This window comes from Caulobacter sp. SRI_014 (assembly GCF_057586315.1).
Map to the genome: position 1 here is coordinate 218693 of NZ_JBYCZQ010000004.1, position 18626 is coordinate 237318.

Annotated in this window: 19 protein-coding genes; 14 read left to right on the forward strand and 5 right to left on the reverse strand. The window is 68.8% G+C overall.

The annotated features are described in order from the left end of the window. Positions 1-198: 198 nt before the first annotated feature. Genes AC2YG9_RS12015 through AC2YG9_RS12040 form a run of 6 tightly spaced genes read left to right on the forward strand, consistent with a single transcriptional unit; the run spans position 199 to position 6172 of the window. On the forward strand, positions 199-807 hold the full coding sequence (locus tag AC2YG9_RS12015; protein ID WP_487298208.1) for a DUF4129 domain-containing protein: 609 nt from the start codon (positions 199-201) through the stop codon (positions 805-807). Then, positions 804-2036: a DUF4350 domain-containing protein gene (locus AC2YG9_RS12020; RefSeq protein WP_487298209.1), complete on the forward strand. Its 1233-nt coding sequence runs from the start codon at positions 804-806 to the stop codon at positions 2034-2036. Before AC2YG9_RS12015 ends, AC2YG9_RS12020 begins: the two co-directional genes overlap by 4 nt. Then, positions 2023-2979, forward strand: a complete 957-nt coding sequence (locus tag AC2YG9_RS12025; protein WP_487298210.1) for an AAA family ATPase — start codon at positions 2023-2025, stop codon at positions 2977-2979. The genes AC2YG9_RS12020 and AC2YG9_RS12025 overlap by 14 nt, the downstream gene beginning before the upstream one ends. Next, entirely contained in the window at positions 2976-4289 is a 1314-nt protein-coding gene (locus AC2YG9_RS12030) for a DUF58 domain-containing protein (protein WP_487298211.1), read from the forward strand. Before AC2YG9_RS12025 ends, AC2YG9_RS12030 begins: the two co-directional genes overlap by 4 nt. Positions 4290-4299: 10 nt before the next feature. Beyond that, positions 4300-5310: a stage II sporulation protein M gene (locus AC2YG9_RS12035; RefSeq protein WP_487298212.1), complete on the forward strand. Its 1011-nt coding sequence runs from the start codon at positions 4300-4302 to the stop codon at positions 5308-5310. Further along, positions 5297-6172, forward strand: a complete 876-nt coding sequence (locus AC2YG9_RS12040) for an RDD family protein (protein WP_487298213.1) — start codon at positions 5297-5299, stop codon at positions 6170-6172. Before AC2YG9_RS12035 ends, AC2YG9_RS12040 begins: the two co-directional genes overlap by 14 nt. Positions 6173-6427: 255 nt before the next feature. Here the strand turns inward: AC2YG9_RS12040 and AC2YG9_RS12045 are convergent, their stop codons facing one another. Beyond that, positions 6428-7195: an SDR family NAD(P)-dependent oxidoreductase gene (locus tag AC2YG9_RS12045; RefSeq protein WP_487298214.1), complete on the reverse strand. Its 768-nt coding sequence runs from the start codon at positions 7193-7195 to the stop codon at positions 6428-6430. A gap of 57 nt (positions 7196-7252) precedes the next feature. After that, positions 7253-7801: a pyridoxamine 5'-phosphate oxidase family protein gene (locus AC2YG9_RS12050; protein WP_487298215.1), complete on the reverse strand. Its 549-nt coding sequence runs from the start codon at positions 7799-7801 to the stop codon at positions 7253-7255. Between the two features lie 66 nt (positions 7802-7867). On the opposite strand from AC2YG9_RS12050, the gene AC2YG9_RS12055 reads away from it, so the two are divergent. From AC2YG9_RS12055 to AC2YG9_RS12070, 4 genes are all read left to right on the forward strand, one after another. Continuing rightward, complete coding sequence (locus AC2YG9_RS12055) at positions 7868-8185, forward strand: ArsR/SmtB family transcription factor (RefSeq protein WP_487298216.1); 318 nt, start codon at positions 7868-7870, stop codon at positions 8183-8185. Then, positions 8182-8607 (forward strand): SRPBCC family protein, encoded by a 426-nt coding sequence (locus tag AC2YG9_RS12060; RefSeq protein ID WP_487298217.1) that lies wholly within the window; start codon positions 8182-8184, stop codon positions 8605-8607. The genes AC2YG9_RS12055 and AC2YG9_RS12060 overlap by 4 nt, the downstream gene beginning before the upstream one ends. A 61-nt stretch (positions 8608-8668) precedes the next feature. Beyond that, positions 8669-9673 (forward strand): acyltransferase family protein, encoded by a 1005-nt coding sequence (locus AC2YG9_RS12065; protein WP_487298218.1) that lies wholly within the window; start codon positions 8669-8671, stop codon positions 9671-9673. A gap of 46 nt (positions 9674-9719) precedes the next feature. Then, entirely contained in the window at positions 9720-11849 is a 2130-nt protein-coding gene (locus tag AC2YG9_RS12070; protein ID WP_487298219.1) for a PQQ-dependent dehydrogenase, methanol/ethanol family, read from the forward strand. Between the two features lie 15 nt (positions 11850-11864). Here AC2YG9_RS12070 and AC2YG9_RS12075 read toward each other — a convergent pair whose 3' ends face one another. Then, positions 11865-12044, reverse strand: coding sequence for a hypothetical protein (locus tag AC2YG9_RS12075; protein ID WP_487298220.1), 180 nt, complete (start codon positions 12042-12044; stop codon positions 11865-11867). A 100-nt stretch (positions 12045-12144) separates the two neighbouring features. Between AC2YG9_RS12075 and AC2YG9_RS12080 the strand changes: the two genes are divergently transcribed. Further along, positions 12145-13044 carry a LysR substrate-binding domain-containing protein gene (locus AC2YG9_RS12080; protein ID WP_487298221.1) on the forward strand — a complete coding sequence of 300 codons (900 nt, stop codon included), beginning with the start codon at positions 12145-12147 and terminating at the stop codon, positions 13042-13044. A gap of 57 nt (positions 13045-13101) precedes the next feature. Beyond that, positions 13102-15084: a TonB-dependent receptor gene (locus AC2YG9_RS12085; protein ID WP_487298222.1), complete on the forward strand. Its 1983-nt coding sequence runs from the start codon at positions 13102-13104 to the stop codon at positions 15082-15084. On the opposite strand, the gene AC2YG9_RS12090 is transcribed toward AC2YG9_RS12085, so the two are convergent. After that, a complete protein-coding gene (locus AC2YG9_RS12090) occupies positions 15074-15601 on the reverse strand; it encodes a CinA family protein (protein ID WP_487298223.1) in 528 nt (175 codons plus the stop codon). The two genes, AC2YG9_RS12085 and AC2YG9_RS12090, sit on opposite strands and share 11 nt — an antisense overlap. A gap of 100 nt (positions 15602-15701) precedes the next feature. Between AC2YG9_RS12090 and AC2YG9_RS12095 the strand changes: the two genes are divergently transcribed. Together AC2YG9_RS12095 and AC2YG9_RS12100 are read left to right on the forward strand one after the other, a co-directional pair. Beyond that, a complete protein-coding gene (locus tag AC2YG9_RS12095) occupies positions 15702-16694 on the forward strand; it encodes an NAD(P)/FAD-dependent oxidoreductase (RefSeq protein WP_487298224.1) in 993 nt (330 codons plus the stop codon). After that, the gene (locus AC2YG9_RS12100) at positions 16694-17863 is read left to right on the forward strand and encodes an acyl-CoA dehydrogenase family protein (RefSeq protein ID WP_487298225.1); all 1170 of its coding nucleotides are present in this window, start codon (positions 16694-16696) and stop codon (positions 17861-17863) included. Before AC2YG9_RS12095 ends, AC2YG9_RS12100 begins: the two co-directional genes overlap by 1 nt. Positions 17864-17866: 3 nt before the next feature. On the opposite strand, the gene AC2YG9_RS12105 is transcribed toward AC2YG9_RS12100, so the two are convergent. Further along, complete coding sequence (locus AC2YG9_RS12105) at positions 17867-18589, reverse strand: energy transducer TonB (protein ID WP_487298226.1); 723 nt, start codon at positions 18587-18589, stop codon at positions 17867-17869. Positions 18590-18626 lie beyond the last annotated feature (37 nt).

Genomic DNA, 18626 nt, shown 5'->3' on the forward strand with positions numbered 1-18626 from the left:
TCGGCGACCCGGGGCATTGGTTCCGTCACGTTTTCACAAAACGGGTCGTGTCGTTGACAGCACGCGAAACGGGCAATCGGCGCCTTTCTATCGGGCGAAGCGAGGCCTGCGGTTGTGTTGCCGCGCCAGTCCCCTAGTATCGCCCCGGGGATGGTTCAGCCGACAAATTCCGTACCGAGCGTGCCAGCCGACGGGTCCATGGACCCGGCGGGGTTCGACCGCGCGCATGCGGCGATGATGGCCGACAAGACCCTGCAGCACAGTCTGCCGGCCGTGACCCCGCCCAAGCCACCGCCGGACTGGCTGAAGCCCCTGCTGGAGGCCCTGGGCGCCGCGGGAACGCCGATCAGCATTGCCGTCTGGACGGCCATCGGCATCGGCGTGGCGGTGGTCATCTTCTTCATCGTGCGCGAGCTCTATGGCGTGCAGCTGGGCTGGAAGCGCGACAAGACCGCCAAGAAGACAGGCGTCACCGACTGGCGGCCGGACCGCGAGAAGGCCCGCATCCTGCTGCTCGACGCCGACGCCCTGGCGGCGGAGGGTCGATTCGACGAGGCGGTGCACATGCTGCTGCTGCGCGGGGTGGCCGACATTACCGCCAGGCGTCCGCGCCTGATCGGCCCGGCCCTGACCAGCCGTGACATCGCCGCCCTGCCGGACCTGCCGGAGGCGGCGAGGCCCGCCTTTGCCCTGATCGCCGAAATCGTCGAGCGCAGCTTCTTCGGTGGCCGCCCGGTCGACGAGGCCGGCTGGCTGCAGGCGCGCGAAGCCTATGAGCGGCTGGTCTTCTCGGGGACCTGGTCATGACCCTCGTCCCCGGCCGTCGGACCGCCAAGCGCAGCATCAACCCCTTCTCGGCGGTGCTGGTCGTCTGGCTGCTGGTGATCGGCGTGCTCGCCTTCATCGGCAGCCTGGTGATGGGCGCCTTCGGCGACGATTTCAACAAGGGCGACAACGGCGGCTCCCACGCCCTGTCGCGCTCGGCCATCGGCTATGCCGGGATCATCGAATTGCTGCGGGCCAGCGGGGTTGAGGTGACCATCGACCGCACCGGCTACGGCGCCGACGGCGGGCGTCCGCTGCTGGTGCTTGCCCCGGAACCCTACGCCTCGACCCAGGCCCTCGACGAGGTCGTGTTCGAGGCCGAGCGCCTGATCGTCTTCCAGAAATGGGCGTCCGGCCGGCATGACACCCACCGGGGCTGGGTGCGCGGTCGCGACCTGATGCCCGGCGACATGGCTATCAGCGTCCTCGAAGAGATCACCAAGGACACCCAGCTGGGCCAGGACCGGGAAAACAAGCCCCGTCGCCTGCTGCGCCCGGACGGCAGCGTGTTCGCCACCACCGGCAAGATCGAGCACCTGCGGATGTTCAAGCTGGGCAAGGGCTGGCAGGCGGTGCTCACGGCCGACCAGGGCGGGGTGGTGCTGGCCCGCAAGGGCAACACCTGGCTGCTGTCCGACCCGGACCTGATCAACACCCACGGAATCAGCGACAAGGCGACGGCCCTGGCCGGGCTGAAGATCCTCAACATGGCGCGGGGTAGCGGCAGCGGGATGGTCTTCGACGTCTCGATGAACGGCCTGGCCAACCGCAAGTCCATGCTGGAGACCATGCTCAAGCCGCCGTTCCTGGGCGTCACCCTGGCGCTCGGCCTGGCGGCCCTGCTGCTGGCCATGCAGGCCATGGGCCGGTTCGGGCCGCCGATCGAGAAGGCGCGGGCCATCGCACTGGGCAAGCGCGGCCTGGCCGACAACACGGCCGCCCTGATCCGTCTGGCCCGGCGCGAGCACCGGATGGTCGAGCGATACGCCCTGTGGGTGCGGGCCGAGGCGGCCCGGGCCGTCGGGGCGCCGCACGCCCTCGGCGACGACGAGCTGGAAGCCCTGCTCGACCGGCTATCGGTTCAGGCCGAACTGACCCCCTTCACCCAGCTGCGCGCCAAGGCGGCCGCGGCCAAAGACATCGGCGAGGCGCTCATCGCGGCTCGCCAGCTGTATTCCTGGAGACTGGAGATGACCCGTGAACGTCGCTGACGTGCAAGGACTGGCGGCTCGCATCCGCGCCGAAATCGCCAAGACGGTGGTCGGGCAGACCGACACGGTCGACCTCATGCTGATCGCCCTCCTGGCGAAAGGCCACATCCTGCTGGAGGGACCGCCTGGAACGGCCAAGACCCTGCTGGCGCAGACCTTCGCCCGGACGCTGGGGGTGAGCTTCGGCCGCATCCAGTTCACGCCGGATCTGATGCCCGGCGACATCGTCGGGGCCAACATCTTCAACTTCCAAACCAGCAGCTTCACCCTGACCCGGGGGCCGATCTTCTGCGACCTCCTGCTGGCTGACGAAATCAACCGCACGCCGCCCAAGACCCAGGCCGCCCTGCTGGAAGCCATGCAGGAACGCACGGTGACCCTGGACGGCAAGCGTCATGAGCTGGGCGAGCGGTTCATGGTCGTAGCCACCCAGAACCCCATCGAGCAGCAGGGCGTCTATCCTCTGCCCGAGGCGCAGCTGGACCGTTTCCTGTTCAAACAGTCGCTGAGCTACCCCAGCGCCGAGGAAGAGAAGGCCATTGTCGCCCGCTTTGGCGGTCGCACCGGCCAGCCCGACCCAACCCAGATGGGCGTCCAGAAGGTCGTCGATGCGCCCGAGCTGGCCGAGGTCGAAGGGCTGCTCAGCAGTATCCGCCTGACCGACGAGATCGGCGCCTATGTGGTCGACATCGTTCGGGGCACCCGCGAGTCGGCCGATTTCGAGACCGGGGTGTCGCCGCGCTGCGCTGCATCCCTGGCGACGGCGGCCCGGGCCCGCGCCGTGCTCAACGGCCGTGACTACGTCATTCCCGACGACATCAAGGCTCTCAGCCTGCCGGCCCTGCGCCACCGGGTGATCCTGTCGCCGGCGGCGGAAATCGAAGGCCGTAAGGTCGATGACGCCCTGAACACCTTGATCGCCCAGATCGAGGCGCCTCGGTGATCTATCCGACGCGCACCGCTGTTGTGCTGACCGCCATGGGTGCGCCCCTGGCGGCGGCCGCCGGCGTGTTCGCGTCGAACTACTGGGTGCTGGGCGTCGGCTGGTCGGGACTGATGGTCCTGCTGATGCTGCTCGACGCCGGCCTGACCCGCCTGCGGCGCGCGCCGGAAATCGTTCTTGATGCGCCAGGCAGTCTGGCCATCGGGGCGGAAGGCGAGGCGAAGGCGGGCGTGCTGTTCAACAGCATCTTCACCCCGACCCGCGTCGAGATGATGCTGGAGGGCAACGAGATCGTCGCGGTCGCCCCGCGCCGGGCGACGGTCGAGGTCACCGCCAATGAAACCGCCGCCGCCTTCACCCTGACACCGCATCGCCGGGGCGAGGCGGTGCTGGAGAAGCTGTGGCTGCGCTGGCGAGGGCCGTTGGGCCTGGCCTGGTCCCAGATTGTCCACCCCCTGGACTACGCCGCTCCGGTGACGCCGAACATCGCGGCGGTGAAGGAAGAGGCCCTGCGGCTGTTCTCCCGCGACGCCCTGCACGGGCTGAAGGAGCAGATCGAGACCGGGGAGGGGACCGAGTTCCACGCCCTGCGCGACTTCGTGGCCGGGATGGACCACCGCACCATCGACTGGAAGCAATCGGCCCGCCACGGCAAGCTGGTCGCCCAGGAGCGGCGCACCGAGCGCAACCACACCATCGTCATGGCCATGGACACCGGCCGCACCATGGCCGAGCCGCTGGAGGGCCTGCCGCGCATCGACCGGGCGATCAATGCCGCCCTGCTGATGGCCTATGTCGGGCTGGCCACCGGCGATCGCATCGGGATGTTCGCCTTCGACGCCCGGCCGCGCCTGTCCACCGGCGCGACCAGCGGGGTGCAATCCTTTCCACTGATCCAGCGGCTGGTGTCGCGCCTCGACTACTCGGCGGAGGAGGCCAACTTTACGCTGGGCCTGACCACCCTGGCCGGCGACCTGGACCGCCGCAGCCTGATCGTCATGTTCACCGAGTTCACCGACAGCATCGGCGCCGAGCTGATGATGGAGAACCTGCGCCGCCTCCTGAAGCGCCACCTGGTGCTGTTCGTGCTGATGCGCGACGAGGAGCTGGAGACCCTGGCCCGGGCCGAGCCGGTCGACACCATCGACGTTTCCCGGGCGGTGACCGCCGCCACCCTGATCCGCGAGCGCGAGGTGGTGATGATGCGCCTGCGCCGCATGGGAGTGCAGTTGGTCGAGGCGCCGGCTGGCGCGGTCGGCCCGGCGCTGATCAACGCCTACCTCGACATCAAACGCCGTAACCTGCTGTAGGAGGAGAGACATGGCCGCCCTGCAGCTCAAAAGCGCCAAGTTCCGTGAGGAGCGCCAGCATGACTGGAGCCGGCTGTCGGGCCTGCTCGAGAAGGTCGAGTCGCGTGGCGCCCGGTCGCTGACCGACGATCAGCTTCTGGCCATTCCGGTGCTCTATCGCTCGGCCCTGTCCTCGCTTTCGGTGGCCCGCGCCACCTCGCTGGACCAGAGCCTGGTCGAATACCTGGAAGGGCTCTGCGCCCGGGCCTATTTCGTCGTCTACGGCACCCGGCCCTGGATCGGCCAGCGGCTGGGGAACTACTTCGTACGGGGCTGGTCCAACGCGGTCCGGGCGATCTGGAAAGAGACCCTGGCCTCGTTCCTGATCGTCGTCTGCAGCGTCCTGATCGGCTACTTCCTGGTGCGCCAGAACCCCGACATCTACTTCACCTTCGTCTCGCCAGAGATGGCCAGTGGCCGCGACCCGACGGCCAGCTATCAGATGCTGCGAGACACCATCTACGGCAACGGGGACCAGGCGGAGAAGGGAGCGTTCGCCGCCTACCTGTTCCAGAATAACGCCACGGTTTCCCTGTTCGCCTTTGCCCTGGGCTTCGCCTTCTGCGTCCCCACCGCCATGCTGCTGATCGCCAACAGCACCTCGCTCGGCGCCATGCTGGCGGTGTTCGCGGCCAAGGGGCTGGGCTGGCAGTTCGCCGGCTGGATCATGATCCACGGCGTGACCGAGATGTACGCCATCATCCTGTCCGGGGCGGCGGGCTTCAAGATCGGGTTGGCCGTCGCCTTCCCCGGAGACAAGACCCGGCTCGACGCCGCTTCGGAGGCGGGCCGGGCCTGCGGCGGGGTGATGGCCGGGGTGGTGCTCATGCTGGTCGTGGCCGGGATGCTGGAGGGCTTCGGCCGACAGCTGATCAACTCCGACGCCATCCGCTATTCGATCGGCATCGGAACGGGCCTGATGTGGATGGCCTATTTCTATCTGCCGCGTCGTCAAACGGGGGCCGCCGATGTCCGCCTATGACGCCAACGCCCGGTCGGAGGCGGCCCTCCGCCGCTCGCTGATCACGCCCGAGGGTATCGATCTGAACCTGCGGATCGGCGACGCGGGCCAGCGGATCGGCGCCTTCGTGATCGACTGGACCCTCCAGATCATCGCCATTGTCTTCTTCTGGTGGGCCATGGGGGCCACCTGGGCGGCGATGGGCGGCAAGAAGACCGAGCATATCGCGATCATTTTCTTCCTCGGCACATTCCTGCTGAACAACGGCTGGTTCATCGCCTTCGAGCTGTCGCCCCGGGCGGCGACCATCGGCAAGCGGATCATGGGGCTGCGGGTCGCGGCGCGAGACGGCGGCCGACTGACGGCCGAGGCGGTCATCACCCGCAATGTCATGCGCGAGATCGAGTTCGCCATGCCGGTCCGACTGATGCTCGCCGCCGCCTTCACGGGCGGGGCCGGCGGGCTGATGTATCTCTTCGTCGCGATCTGGATGGGGATTTTCCTGTTCTTCCCGCTGTTCAACAGGGATCGGCTGCGGGCCGGGGACCTGATCGCGGGCACCTGGGTGGTGCGGACGCCCAAGCGCACCCTGCTGCCCGATCTGTCGAACAACGAGGCCAGCGGCCAGTTCAAGTTCACCGACGCCCAACTGGCGGCGTACGGCATCAAGGAACTGCATGTGCTCGAGCAGGTGCTGCGCACCCGCGACCGCAAGACCATGACCGCCGTCGCCGACCGTATCCGGCGCAAGATCGGCTGGACGCCCGACCAGTACGAGAGCGACGAGCAGTTCCTGCAGGCCTACTACGCCGGCCTGCGCGCGCGGCTGGAACAGCGGATGCTGTTCGGGCACCGGCGCAAGGACAAGTTCGATACGGCATAGGCCGCAGGCCCTATCGAAGCGGCCATTATAGCAGAGCGGGACGTTGGATGGGGATTATTGTGCTGTAAATACAGCGCGATATGACCAACTGATAACCTTCTGGAGCGCCGCCTAGATACACCCTGCAGACCGCTTTGGCCCACAGTTCGACCTACCCGAAACCTATCCCGAACCAGCCGGATGGCTTGGCGCCGTGGCGCCGCGCCGCAGGCGCGTTCGACCGGGGCTTTGTATTTTCACCGGGTATAATTATTGTCAGATCGACTGGCCGTCATCGACGGTGACGACACTGCCGGTAACCGACTTCGAGGCGTCGGAGGTCAGCCAGCTGATCACCGGGTCGAGGTCCTCCTGGGACATCAGGCGGCGGCGCGGGAAGCCGGCCACCTGCTTCTTGCCGCCCTCGCTGGCGAACCAGTCGCTGTTGATCTCGGTCTCGATGTAGCCGGGGCAGACGACGTTGACGTTGATGCCCTTGTTGGCCCACTCGCGGGCCAGGGTCTTGCCCATGTGGGCGACGGCGGCCTTGGAGGCGCAGTAGACGGCGAGACCCGGCAGCACCTTGTGGGCGCCGATCGAGGCGATGATGACGATGCGGCCCCGGCCGGTGTCCTTCGAGCCGGCGGCCATCATCCGCCTGGCGCCCTCGCGCACCGTCAGGAAGGCCCCGGTGACGTTGATGTCGAGCACGGTGCGGAAGTCCTCGACGGGCAGGTCGACGGCCATGCCTTCGTTGTTCATGCCGGCATTGGCGATGACGGTGTCGATGGGGCCGAGTTCGGTCTCGGCGGCCTGATAGGCGGCGATGACGCTGGCCTCGTCCTGGACGTCCATGGCGTAGGCGGAGGCCGTGCCGCCGGCGGTGCGGATCTCGGCGACCAGGTCGGCCAGGCGGTCGGTGCGGCGGGCGCAGACGGCGACCTTTGCGCCCGAGGCGGCCAGCATCACGGCGAAGCGGCGGCCGAGGCCCGAGGAGGCGCCGGTGATCAGGATGGTGCGGCCGGCGTGGGTCTGGTCGGTCATCGGAGTCTCCTGGTTCGGAATGCCCTGTGCCCGCCTTCCGCAACGTCCGGCAAGGGGTCAGACGACCCCGGTCGGCAGGCCGTCGATGCTGACGGCGTTCTTCTCGGCGCGGTAGTCGACCAGGCCGTCCTCGCCCTTGGCCTCGGCCCAGCGGATCAGGCTGTCGCGCTCGCCCTGGTAGTCGTAGAGCGGCACGCCGAAGCCGCAGGAGGTCTGCACCAGGTCGACGGCAAGCCGGATGATCTGGCGTGCGCCGGGCGGCTCCTTGCCGTCGAAAGCCGAGGCGAGGAGGGCGGCGTAGGCGTCGGACCCGCGCGGCAGGATTTCGCCACGGCCGTACATCCGCAGGATCAGCGGCGGGCCCTGGAAGGCGCAGACCATCACCGTCAACCGGCCGTCATGGCGCATGTGGGCGGCGGTCTCGTGTCCGCTGCCGGTCAGGTCCAGCCAGCAGACGCTGTGCTCGTCCAGCACCCGCAGGGCGTCGAGGCCCTTGGGAGACAGGTTGATGCGGCTGTCGGCCGTGGCGCTGGCGGTGAAGAAGATGTGCTGCCTGGCGATGAAGTCGGCGTGCTGGGCGCTGATGTGGTCGAACTGCTTGGCCATGCCGCATCCTGACATAGGTGTAGCCGGTTGTTGACCCACGGCATTATTCACCCATATGGTTGAATAATGAAGCTCGACGCCACACTGACCGCGCTCGCCGATCCGACCCGCCGGGCCATCCTCAGCCGTTTGACGCTGGGCGAAGCGCGGGTGACGGAGCTGGCTCGGCCGTTCGATCTGTCGCTCAACGCTGTCTCCAAACACATCCGCATGCTGGAGCGCGGCGGGCTTGTGCGGCGGCGAAGGGCAGGGCGGGAGCACATCCTCGCCCTCGAGCCGACGGCGCTCGACGCGCCGGCCGACTGGATTGCCGCCCAGAAGGCCGCCTGGAGCGCCCGTCTGCAGCGGCTCGACGATATCCTGCGTGAGGAAGACGCCCGATGACCGACCTCGTCAAACTGACCGTCAGCCATACCTATGGTTCGTCCGCCGAGCGGGTGTTCGACGCCTGGCTCGACCCGGACAAGGCGGGCCGCTTCCTGTTCGCCACGCCGGATGGCGAGATGATCAAGGTCGAGATCGATCCGGTGGTGGGCGGCGGTTTCAACTTCACCGAACGGCGCGGGGCCGACGATGTCGCCCACATCGGCCAGTACCTGGAGATCGATCGGCCCCGTCGCCTGGTCTTCGAGTTCGGCGTGCCGATGTACTCCCCCGAACGCGGCCGGGTGGAGATCGACATCGAAGGCCTGGCGGAGGGTGGTTGCCGGCTGACCCTGACCGCCTGGGTCGATCCGGACCACGCCGAGCGGACGCAGCAGGGCTGGACGAAGATCCTGGCGGGCCTGGACCACGTCATCGGCTGACGGTTGCCCTGCGGCGGCAGACAGCGCATCACTGCACCTGCGCGCGGCCTGGGGAGGACGGATGCGGCCTCTGCTGTCGATCCAGTATCTGCGCGCCCTGGCGGCGTTGGCGGTGGCCAGCTTCCATGCCTTCCAGTGGGCCCGGCTCGACTTCGAGATCGGCGGGGCCGGGGTCGACATCTTCTTCGTCATCAGCGGCTTCATCATGTGGCGCACGACCGAGGGGACGGGCGTCAAGCCGCTCGAGTTCCTGCGCCGGCGGGCCGTGCGGATCGCGCCGCTCTACTGGGTCGTCACCCTGGGGCTGGTCGCCGCCGCCCTGTTGTACCCGCAGCGTTTTCCGGACGTACAGCCGACCTGGTCGCATGTGCTGCAGTCCCTGGCCTTCATCCAGCACCGCAACCCCGAGGGCCTGCCGTTCCCGGTCCTCGTGCCCGGCTGGACACTGAACTACGAGGCGGTCTTCTACCTGATCTTCGCGGTCGGCCTGCTCATCCCCCTGCAGCGGCGGCTGCTGGTCCTGACCTGCGCCCTGCTGGCGCTGGGTCTGGGCGGCTTCTTCTATCCGCCGGCCTACGTGATGCTGGCCAACCCCCTGATCCTTGAATTCCTGGCCGGGGTGCTGTTGGCCAGGGTGATGACCACCGACTTCCGCCCCGGGCGCGGCGCCGGCTGGCTGATGCTCAGCGCGGCCCTGGCCTGGTATGTCGGCATGGCCCTGTTCAAGAGCGAGTGGGACCTGTGGCGGCCGCTGTTCTGGGGCTTTCCGGCCCTGCTGATCGTCGCCGGCCTGACCGCCATCGAGGACGAGGGCGGGCTGCCGCGCATTCCGGTGCTGCTGGCGCTGGGCGACGCCAGCTACAGCCTCTACCTGACCCATCCGCTGGTCATCGGAGCGGTGGCGGTGCTGCTGGGGGTCTGGATCCCCTGGCTGTTCATCCCCCTGTCGCTGGCCCTGGCCTGCCTGGTCGGCTGGCTCAGCTGGCGATTGTTCGAAAAGCCGGTGACCCATGCTCTCAATGGGCCGTTGATTGACGCGGCGTCGGGCGCTCATACTCGCTCCTAACGTCGGGCGTCAGACCCGGCGACTCGAGGATATGGGAGACATCGGGATGGGCGCCAAACGCGCAATCTGGGCCGCCGTGGCGGTCGCTAGCCTGGCCTTGGCCGCCTGTGGCGGGCAAAAGCCCGTCGATGCTGCGCGCATCGCCGCCGCCGACAAGAATGCGGCCGAGTGGGTTACTCACGGCCGCAACTACGCCGAACAGCGGTTCAGTCCGCTGGAGAAGATCAACGCCGGCAACGTCGGTGAGCTGGGGCTGGCCTGGTCCTTCGACCTGCCGGAGAACCGGGGCATCGAGGCGACGCCGCTGGTCGCCGACGGGGTGATGTACACCACCAGCGCCTGGTCGGTGGTCCGCGCCTTCGACGCCAAGACCGGCAAGCTGCTCTGGGAGCACGACCCCAAGGTGCCCAAGTCGACGGGCGTCAAGGCCTGCTGCGACAGCGTCAACCGCGGCGTCGCCCTGTGGGGCGGCAAGGTGTTCTACGGCACGCTCGACGGCCGCCTGGAAGCGCTCGACGCCAAGACCGGCAAGGTCGTCTGGTCCAAGGTCACGGTGGACCAGTCCAAGCCCTACACCATCACCGGCGCCCCGCGCGTCGTGAAGGGCAAGGTGATGATCGGCAACGGCGGCGCCGAGCTGGGCGTGCGCGGTTACCTCTCGGCTTATGACGCCGAAACCGGCGACATGGCCTGGCGCTTCTACACTGTCCCCGGAAAGGCCGAGAGCGACGGCGCTGCCAGCGACAAGGCGATGAAAGACGTCGCCCGCAAGACCTGGAACGGCGACGAGTTCTGGAAGGTCGGCGGCGGCGGCACGGTCTGGGACTCGATGGCCTATGACCCCGAGCTCGACCTCCTCTACATCGGCGTCGGCAACGGCTCGCCCTGGAATCGCGACATCCGCAGCCCCGGCGGCGGCGACAACCTGTTCCTGTCGTCCATCGTGGCGCTCAAGCCGGAGACCGGCGAATACGTCTGGCACTACCAGACCACACCCGGCGAAACCTGGGACTACACCGCCACCCAGCACATCATCCTGGCCGACCTGACCATCGATGGTCAGCCGCGCAAGGTGCTGATGCAGGCGCCGAAGAACGGCTTCTTCTATGTGCTGGACCGGACCAACGGGAAGTTCATCTCAGCCGAGAAGTACGTTTCGGCGGTCAACTGGGCGACCGGCATCGACAAGGCCACCGGCCGGCCCATCGAGGCCCCCGGCGCCCGCTACGAGAAAACCATCCACCTGTCCAACCCGGGCCCGCTGGGCGCGCACAACTGGCACCCGATGGCCTTCAGCCCGAAGACGGGCCTGGTCTATATCCCGGCCCAGGAGATCCCGTTCCCCTACATGCAGCCGGGCGGCGACAAGGCTAACTTCAAGTACCGGCCGCAGGGCTGGAACGTCGGCATCGACTTCCTCGTGGCCGGCCTGCCGGACGACGAGGCCCAGCTGAAGGCCATCCGCGCCTCGCTGAAGGGCAAGCTGGTGGCCTGGGATCCGGTGACCCAGAAGGCCAAATGGACCGTCGACTATGACGGCCCGTGGAACGGCGGCGTGCTGGCCACCGGCGGCAACCTGGTCTTCCAGGGCAGCGCCACCGGCGAGTTCGCGGCCTATGACGCCGGCAGCGGCAAGAAGCTGTGGGGTTTCGACACCCAGACCGGCGTCGTCGCCCCGGCCATGACCTATGAGATCGACGGCGAGCAGTACGTCGCCCTGATGGCCGGCTATGGCGGCGGCTTCGCGGTTTCGGCCGGAGCCGGGGTCGACCCGCGCTCGGAAGGCCCGCGCCGGCTGCTGGTCTTCAAGCTCGGCGCCAAGGGCAAGCTTCCGGCGCGTCCGGTGTCGGAAAAGACGCCGCTGACCCTGCCGACCACGCCCGGCACGCCGCAGCAGATCGCCACCGGTACGGCGGTTTTCGCGGCCAACTGCGGCGTCTGTCACGGAGCCAGTGGGGTGTCGAACTTCTCGATCCCCGACCTGCGCTACTCGGCGGCGATCACCGATGCGGCGGTGTTCAAGAGCATCGTCATCGACGGCGACCGGAAGGAGCAGGGGATGGTGTCCTTCGCCAGCCTGATGACCGTCGATGAGGCGGAGTCGGTGCGCCAGTACCTACTCAACCTGTCGCGCCGTCAGCAGGACATGCAGAAGAAGGCGGCCGGCGCCAAATAGGCGCCGGCTGGCGGGTCAGTGAGGGCCCGCCAGGTTATGCAGATCGCCGGGCAGGCTCGGCAAAGAGAGGCGCGCGTTCCACTGGCGACGCGCGCCTTTCCGCATCCGACGGGCCGCCCGCTGGCGCAGGAAATCCTGCAGCATGGCGAGCCAGCCGAACGGAACGTCCTTATGCAGTCTGCTGAGCTCTTCCATCTCTTCTCTCCGTCCAATCTCTTTGTGGGGTAGGGAGAAGATCGCGCCGAGGGCCCCTCGTGACAAACGGGTCCTCCTGCTCTATCCATTAGTCACCCTTATGGCAGACGCTCTTGCAACCGTTCCGCTCAGCGCTATCCGCATCTTCGAGGCCGCCGCCCGCCTGAAGAGCTTCACCCGCGCGGCCGAAGAGCTGGGCGTCACCCAGGCAGCCGTCAGCTGGCAGGTGAAGGCGCTGGAGAAGCGGCTCGACCAGGCCCTGTTCCAGCGGCTGCCCCGGGAAGTGGTCCTGACCCCGTCCGGCGAGCGGCTGGCGCGGGCGGCCAGTGAGGCGATCAACCTCTTGCGGGCGGCGGTCGATGACCTGACCGAGACCGGCGAGGGCGTTCTGGCCATCACCACGGTCAACAGCCTGGCGGCCCATTGGCTGGCCCCGCGCATCGGCGCCTTCCAGGTCGCCCACCCCAGGATCGCCGTGCGGCTGGAGACCAGCAACCGGCTGGTCGATCTCGCCCACGACAGCATCGATGTCGCCATCCGGGCCGGAGCCGGCGACTGGCCAGGGCTGGAAGCCCGGTTCCTCTTCAGCAACATCCAGACCCCGCTCTGTACCCCACAGATGCGCGATGGCCTCGGAGGCCTGTCGCGGCCCGAAGACCTGCTGACTGCGCCCCGGATCGGCTCGGAGGAGGAATGGTCGGCCTGGTTCCAGGCCGCCGGGGTGATCTCGGCGCGGGGCCCGACCGAGCCGACCCGGTTGATGGCCGATACCCAGACCCTGGAAGTCGCCTCGGCGCTGGGGGGGCAGGGGGTGGCGCTGGGTTCGCCCATCCTCTTCGCGGCTGAGATCGCGGCCGGTCGGCTGGTGCGGCCATTCGAGGCGGTCATGCCGCTCGGTGGCGGCGGCTATTGGCTGGTCTATCCCAAGGACCGTCGGCGCTCCCCGAAGATCGCCGCCTTCCGCGAGTGGCTTCTGGCCGAGGCCGCGCCCTTCGCTTGAATCCCCTTCGCCTGAATCCTCTTCGCGGGCCGCGGCGGCCGCGCTAGACCCATGCCGATGTTCCAGGACCTGCCACCGACCGTCGACACCGTCACCGTCCAGGCCGCGCGCCTGACCCCGTCACCGGCCGACGCCGCCTTCTCGGTGGTCAAGGTGGACGAGGCTATTGCCACCGCACCCCGCCTGGACGAGGCCCTGACCTCTGTGCCAGGCGTGCAGCTGTTCCGGCGCACCTCCAGCTTCGCGGCCAATCCGACCACGCAGGGGCTGTCGGTCCGCTCCATCGCCGGGTCTGGCGCCGGCCGGGCCCTGGTCACCCTGGACGGAGCGCCGCAGAACGATCCGTTCGGCGGCTGGGTCATCTGGTCGGGCCTGCCGACGGTCAGCGTCGAGGGCGCCCTGATCGTGCGGGGAGCCGGGGCGGGTCCCTATGGCGCCGGCGCGCTGACCGGGGTGGTCCAGCTGTCCGAACGCACAGTCGTCCCCGCCCACGGCGAATACGAGATCTACGCCGGCGAGCGCTCGTCCTGGGGCGCCCAGGGCGCCTTCGCCACCGGCGATCTGTTCCTGGCCGGCGCCTGGCAGCAAACCGACGGCTGGACCCCCGTTCGCGCGGGTCGCGGGGCGGCTGACGCGCCGTTGGCCTATGAGTCGATGTCGGGCGTGGTGCGCTATGCGCCCAGCCTCGGCCCCATCGACCTGGCCCTGCGCGCCTCGGCCTATGAGGAAAGGCGCGACAGCGGCCTGGTCGGCGCCAGCTCGCGGGCCACGGGGGCGGCGGTGTCGCTGGCCGCCGTGGGGCGCTCGCCGGGTCTGGGAACCGAATGGCGGCTGCAGGTCTGGAGCCGGGTCTCGGATCTGGAGAATAGCTCCGTCGCCGTGGCGGCGGGCCGGGCGACGACCACACCGGCCAACGAGCAGTTCGCCACGCCCGCGGTCGGGGTCGGGGTCAACGCCGCCCTTCGCATGGACCGGGGGACGGGCGGCTGGGAGATCGGCGGCGATTTCCGCTACGCCGACGGCGAGACCCGGGAGCACTTCCGTTTCATCGGCGGGACATTCACCAGAGGACGCGTGGCCGGCGGTTCGCAGACGGTTGGCGGGGTCTATGGAGAGGCCTGGCAGGATTTTGGGCCCTGGCGGCTGACCGGCGGCGGACGTATCGACCATTGGGCCAGTTTCGATGGTGAACGCCGCGAGCGCGATCTGGCCAGCGGCGCCCCGACGCTGACCTTTGCGCCTGACGACGCCGACGGCTGGCAGCCGACCGCCCGCCTTGGCGTGCGCCGCGCCGGACCGCTGGTCTTCCGCGCCGCCGCCTACGCCGGTTTCCGGCCGCCGACCCTCAACGAACTGCACCGGCCGTTCCGGGTCGGCAACGACGTCACCGAGGCCAACGCCGGCCTCGAACCGGAGGTGCTCTACGGCGCCGAACTCGGCCTTGGCGGGGAAGGGGACTGGCGCTGGAGCGCCACCCTGTTCACCAGTCGGCTGGAAGGGGCGGTGACCAATGTCACCATCGGCGTCGGCCCGGGGACCTTTCCGGTGGCCGGCTTCATCCCGGCCGGCGGCGTGCTGCGCCAACGCCAGAACGCCGGCGACATCGATGCGGTCGGGATCGAGGCGCAAGTCTCCCGGCAGTGGGGCGATGTCTTCGGCATCCGCCTGGCCGGCGCCTGGACGCAGGCCGAGGTCGATGGCGGCAGCGCCGCGCCGCAGCTGACCGGCCTGCGCCCGGCCCAGACGCCGGAGGTCAGCCTCAACGCTGATCTGACCTGGCGGGTTGTCCCGCCGCTGAAGCTGACCGCCTCGGTCCGCTACGAGGGCCAGCGCTGGGAGGACGATCTCAACAGCCGCTCGCTGGGCGCCGCCACCACCCTGGACCTGCGGGCCGACTGGCGGATCTCGCGCCAGGCGGGGCTGTGGCTGGCGCTGGACAATGTGAGCGATGAGGCGGTCGAGACCGGCCAGACGGCGGACGGCATCGAGAGCTTCGACGCGCCGCGCACCCTGCGCATCGGTCTGAAGTTCACGCCCTGATCTGCAGGGCCTCGGCGATCAGGTCCAGGCCCGTTTCCAGGCAGCGCAGGCGCACCGCCGCGCGGCCGATGTCGCCGTAGAACTCGACCCGGGTCTTCAGGCCGCCCTCGCGGGTGGCGCAGGCGAAGTGGACCAGGCCGGCAACTGAATCCGGGTCCTCCGGTATCGCCTCGCAATAGCCGGTGACCGACAGGGTGATGTCCGCCTCGGAGGCCTTCAGGGCGCCCCTGGCCATGGCGGCGGCGACAGGCTGGCTGACCGCGCCTTCGTCTTCCAGCATGCGCTCGGGCACCGACAGGACCTCGACCTTGGCGGTATCGGTGTAGGTGATGAAGCCGCGCTCGAAGGCGTGGGAGCATCCGGGCACATCGGTCAGCAGGGAAGCCAGCAGGCCGCCCGTACAGCTTTCGGCGGTGGCCAGGGTGCGGCCCTGGGCGCAGGCGGCCTTGAGCACGCGAAGCGCCTTGCGGTCGATCGCCGAGGTCAGGGCAGGGGCAAGGGCTTCTGTCGCGCTCACTGGCGTGGTGTCCCGACGACGTGATCTGACCTTGCAAATCGCTCGGCGCACCGATTGGTTCCGGCTTGACCCCGCGGACGCAAGAGGGTTGCTGGCGACGATGGCGAGTCTCGACGGCAGGACGGTTCGGGTTGCCGGCGCGGGCGTGCTCGGGCTGGCGATCGCGGTTGACCTCGCGCAAGCCGGAGCGGCCGTGACGGTGCATGATCCCGATCCCGTTGCGACCGCTTCCGCGGTTGCCGCGGGGATGCTGGCCCCGGTCTTCGAGGCCGTTCTGGATCCGGCGTCCCGGGAGCATTTCCGGCTTCTGCTGGCCGCGCGGGACGCCTGGCCCGCCTTCGCTGACCGGACCGGAATCGCTCTTGATCGCAGCGGCGCGACATATGCCGGGGCCCGGGCGCCGGACGTGCGGCGGGCCATCGCCGACCTGGGGGTTGCCTGCGAACAGCGGGCGGGCGGCCTGTTCGTCGCCGACGACTGGCGGGTGGATGCCGAGGTGTCGCTGGCGAGACTCCGGGCTGTCGCGGAGGGGCTGGGCGTGGTGTTCGTCCAGGGTCGCCTGGACGGTCCCCAAGGCGGAGAGACGATCGCGGCGACCGGCTGGCAGGCCGTGGGCTGGGCGCCCGAAAGCAGCGTCATTTCGCCCATCAAGGGGCAGATCGGGAAGTCGACCTTCGGCTCCCTGGTGGGTCGGGAGACCGGACCGGTCGAGCGCAGGGACGGCGGCTACATCGCACCCGCGGCCGGCGGAGCCCTCGTCGGCGCAACGATGGAGGCGGGCAAGACCGATCTGGCCGCCGACAATTCGGTGCTCAACATCGTCGAACGGACGTTTCCGGAGCTGCTTGACGAGGGCTGGGCGGCAACGCCGCAGGTCGGTATTCGCGGCGCGACGCCGGACGGCCTGCCACTGGTGGGGCCCAGCGTGGTTCCCGGGGTGTGGCTGGCCATGGGGGCGCGGCGCAACGGCTGGCTGCTGGCCCCGCTTGTGGCGGCGATGATGCGGGCGTATCTCGCCGGCGAGGATACGGGGCCGTGGACGGCGATGCTCGATGCGCGCCGCTTCACCAACACTGAAAAATCGGAGGATTGATGTCGGGGTTCTGGCTGACCGAAGAGCAGGAAGCGATCCGCGAGGGCGTTTCCAAGGTGATGGCCGGCTTCGGCGACGAGTACTGGCGCAACGCCGACGAGACCGGCCGCTTCCCCGAGGAGTTCGTATCGGCCATGGCCGACGGCGGCTGGCTGGGCGTGGCCATGCCGGAGGAGTTCGGCGGTTCGGGCCTGGGGCTGACCGAGGCGGCCATCGTCATGCAGACAGTGGCGCAGTCGGGCGCGGCCTTCACCGGGGCCAGCGCGGTGCACCTCAACATCTTCGGCCTGATGCCGATCGTGAAGTTCGGGACCGAGGAGCAGAAGAAGCGCCACCTGCCGCGCACCATCGCCGGTCAGGACAAGGCCTGTTTCGCCGTCACCGAGCCCAACAGCGGCCTCGACACCGCCAGCCTGGAGACCCGGGCCGAGAAGCACGGCAACGGCTATCGCATCAACGGCCGCAAGATCTGGACGACCATGGCCCAGCGGGCCAACAAGATCCTGCTGATCGCCCGCACCACGCCCAAGGAACAGACAGCCAAGCCCATGCAGGGGCTCTCGCTATTCTACACCGACTTCGACCGGGCCCGGATCGACGCCAAGCCGATCCCCAAGATGGGCCGCAAAGCCGTTGAATGTAATATGCTTTTCATCGAGGACCTGCAGGTCCCGGCCGAGGATCTGATCGGCGAGGAAGGCAAGGGCTTCCAGTATCTTCTGGCGGGCCTGAACCCCGAGCGGGTGCTGTTCGGGGTCGAGGCGGTGGGCATCGGCCGGGCCGCCCTGGCCAAGGCGGCGACCTACGCCAAGGAGCGGATCGTCTTCGGCCGGCCCATAGGCCAGAACCAGGGGGTGCAGCATCCGCTGGCCAAATGCTGGGCCGAACTGGAGGCCGCCAACCTGCTCGCCTTCAAGGCGGCCGCCCTCTACGACGCCGGCCGCGACTGCGGGGCCGAGGCCAACGCCGCCAAATACCTGGGAGCCGAGGCCGGATTCCGGGCCGCCGAAGCCGCCGTGCTGGCGCACGGCGGCATGGGCTACGCCAAGGAGTATGACGTCGAGCGCTACATGCGGGAGGCGATGATCGCCCGCATCGCACCCGTCAGCCGCGAGATGATCCTCAACTTCATCGCTGAACGGGTGCTGCAGCTGCCCAAGAGCTACTAGGGCCTATTCCTCCAGGCGGAAGTTGAGGGGAATCTGCACAGTGGCCCCGTCGACGGCCTGACCATCGACCATCTGCGGCTTCATCTTGAAGTTTCGGCTGACCTTCACGGCGGCGGCGCCGAAGCCGTATTCCGACGGGGTTTCGCTGAGCACCACGCAGTCACGAACCGCGCCGGTCGTGGTCACCTTGCAGCTCAGTCGGGCCGTGCCGGAGATGTTGCCGCGCAGGGCCCGGTCCGGATAGGCGCCCATCATCTGGGCCGGCGTCGGCTTGCGCAGCCAGTCGGGCCTGGCGATCACCGACGGCGGCTTGGGCGGCAGCGGCGGGGTCGCGGGGCCGGCGTCGAGGTTGACCGGCGGCAGGCGCGGGCCCTCCGCCACCTCGACCTTCGGATCGGCCGGCAGGGGCGTGACGTCCACGAACGGCGGCGGCGTGATCGGGTCGTGCAGCTTGACTGTCGAGGTCGGACGCGGCTGGTCAGGCTGGGGTTTGGGCGGGTCCGGCTTCGGCTGCTCGGGCGGGATGGTTTCGATGATGAACCTTTCGTCCGGGGGCGTAACCAGCACGGGCATGACGAACTTCTTGTAGGCCAGGTAGGCGCCGACGCCGGCATGGGCGGCGACCGACAGGGTCAGGGCGACCACGAAGGGGGTGCTGAGACGCTTGCGGCCGCGGGGCTCGCCAGAGACGGGGAAGGGGTGGTCGGAGAGGGCGGCGACGGACATGTCATTCCTCAAGGCTACGGCGATCCCGACGAACCGG

Excerpts from the sequence above, each read along its gene's own strand:
- AC2YG9_RS12015 (WP_487298208.1), top strand. The coding sequence starts at position 199 with ATGGACCCGGCGGGGTTCGACCGCGCGCATGCGGCGATGATGGCCGAC.
- AC2YG9_RS12020 (WP_487298209.1), top strand. The coding sequence starts at position 804 with ATGACCCTCGTCCCCGGCCGTCGGACCGCCAAGCGCAGCATCAACCCC.
- AC2YG9_RS12035 (WP_487298212.1), top strand. The coding sequence starts at position 4,300 with ATGGCCGCCCTGCAGCTCAAAAGCGCCAAGTTCCGTGAGGAGCGCCAG.
- AC2YG9_RS12040 (WP_487298213.1), top strand. The coding sequence starts at position 5,297 with ATGTCCGCCTATGACGCCAACGCCCGGTCGGAGGCGGCCCTCCGCCGC.
- AC2YG9_RS12045 (WP_487298214.1), bottom strand. The coding sequence starts at position 7,195 with ATGACCGACCAGACCCACGCCGGCCGCACCATCCTGATCACCGGCGCC.
- AC2YG9_RS12050 (WP_487298215.1), bottom strand. The coding sequence starts at position 7,801 with ATGGCCAAGCAGTTCGACCACATCAGCGCCCAGCACGCCGACTTCATC.
- AC2YG9_RS12055 (WP_487298216.1), top strand. The coding sequence starts at position 7,868 with ATGAAGCTCGACGCCACACTGACCGCGCTCGCCGATCCGACCCGCCGG.
- AC2YG9_RS12060 (WP_487298217.1), top strand. The coding sequence starts at position 8,182 with ATGACCGACCTCGTCAAACTGACCGTCAGCCATACCTATGGTTCGTCC.
- AC2YG9_RS12065 (WP_487298218.1), top strand. The coding sequence starts at position 8,669 with ATGCGGCCTCTGCTGTCGATCCAGTATCTGCGCGCCCTGGCGGCGTTG.
- AC2YG9_RS12070 (WP_487298219.1), top strand. The coding sequence starts at position 9,720 with ATGGGCGCCAAACGCGCAATCTGGGCCGCCGTGGCGGTCGCTAGCCTG.
- AC2YG9_RS12075 (WP_487298220.1), bottom strand. The coding sequence starts at position 12,044 with ATGGAAGAGCTCAGCAGACTGCATAAGGACGTTCCGTTCGGCTGGCTC.
- AC2YG9_RS12080 (WP_487298221.1), top strand. The coding sequence starts at position 12,145 with ATGGCAGACGCTCTTGCAACCGTTCCGCTCAGCGCTATCCGCATCTTC.
- AC2YG9_RS12085 (WP_487298222.1), top strand. The coding sequence starts at position 13,102 with ATGTTCCAGGACCTGCCACCGACCGTCGACACCGTCACCGTCCAGGCC.
- AC2YG9_RS12095 (WP_487298224.1), top strand. The coding sequence starts at position 15,702 with ATGGCGAGTCTCGACGGCAGGACGGTTCGGGTTGCCGGCGCGGGCGTG.
- AC2YG9_RS12100 (WP_487298225.1), top strand. The coding sequence starts at position 16,694 with ATGTCGGGGTTCTGGCTGACCGAAGAGCAGGAAGCGATCCGCGAGGGC.
- AC2YG9_RS12105 (WP_487298226.1), bottom strand. The coding sequence starts at position 18,589 with ATGTCCGTCGCCGCCCTCTCCGACCACCCCTTCCCCGTCTCTGGCGAG.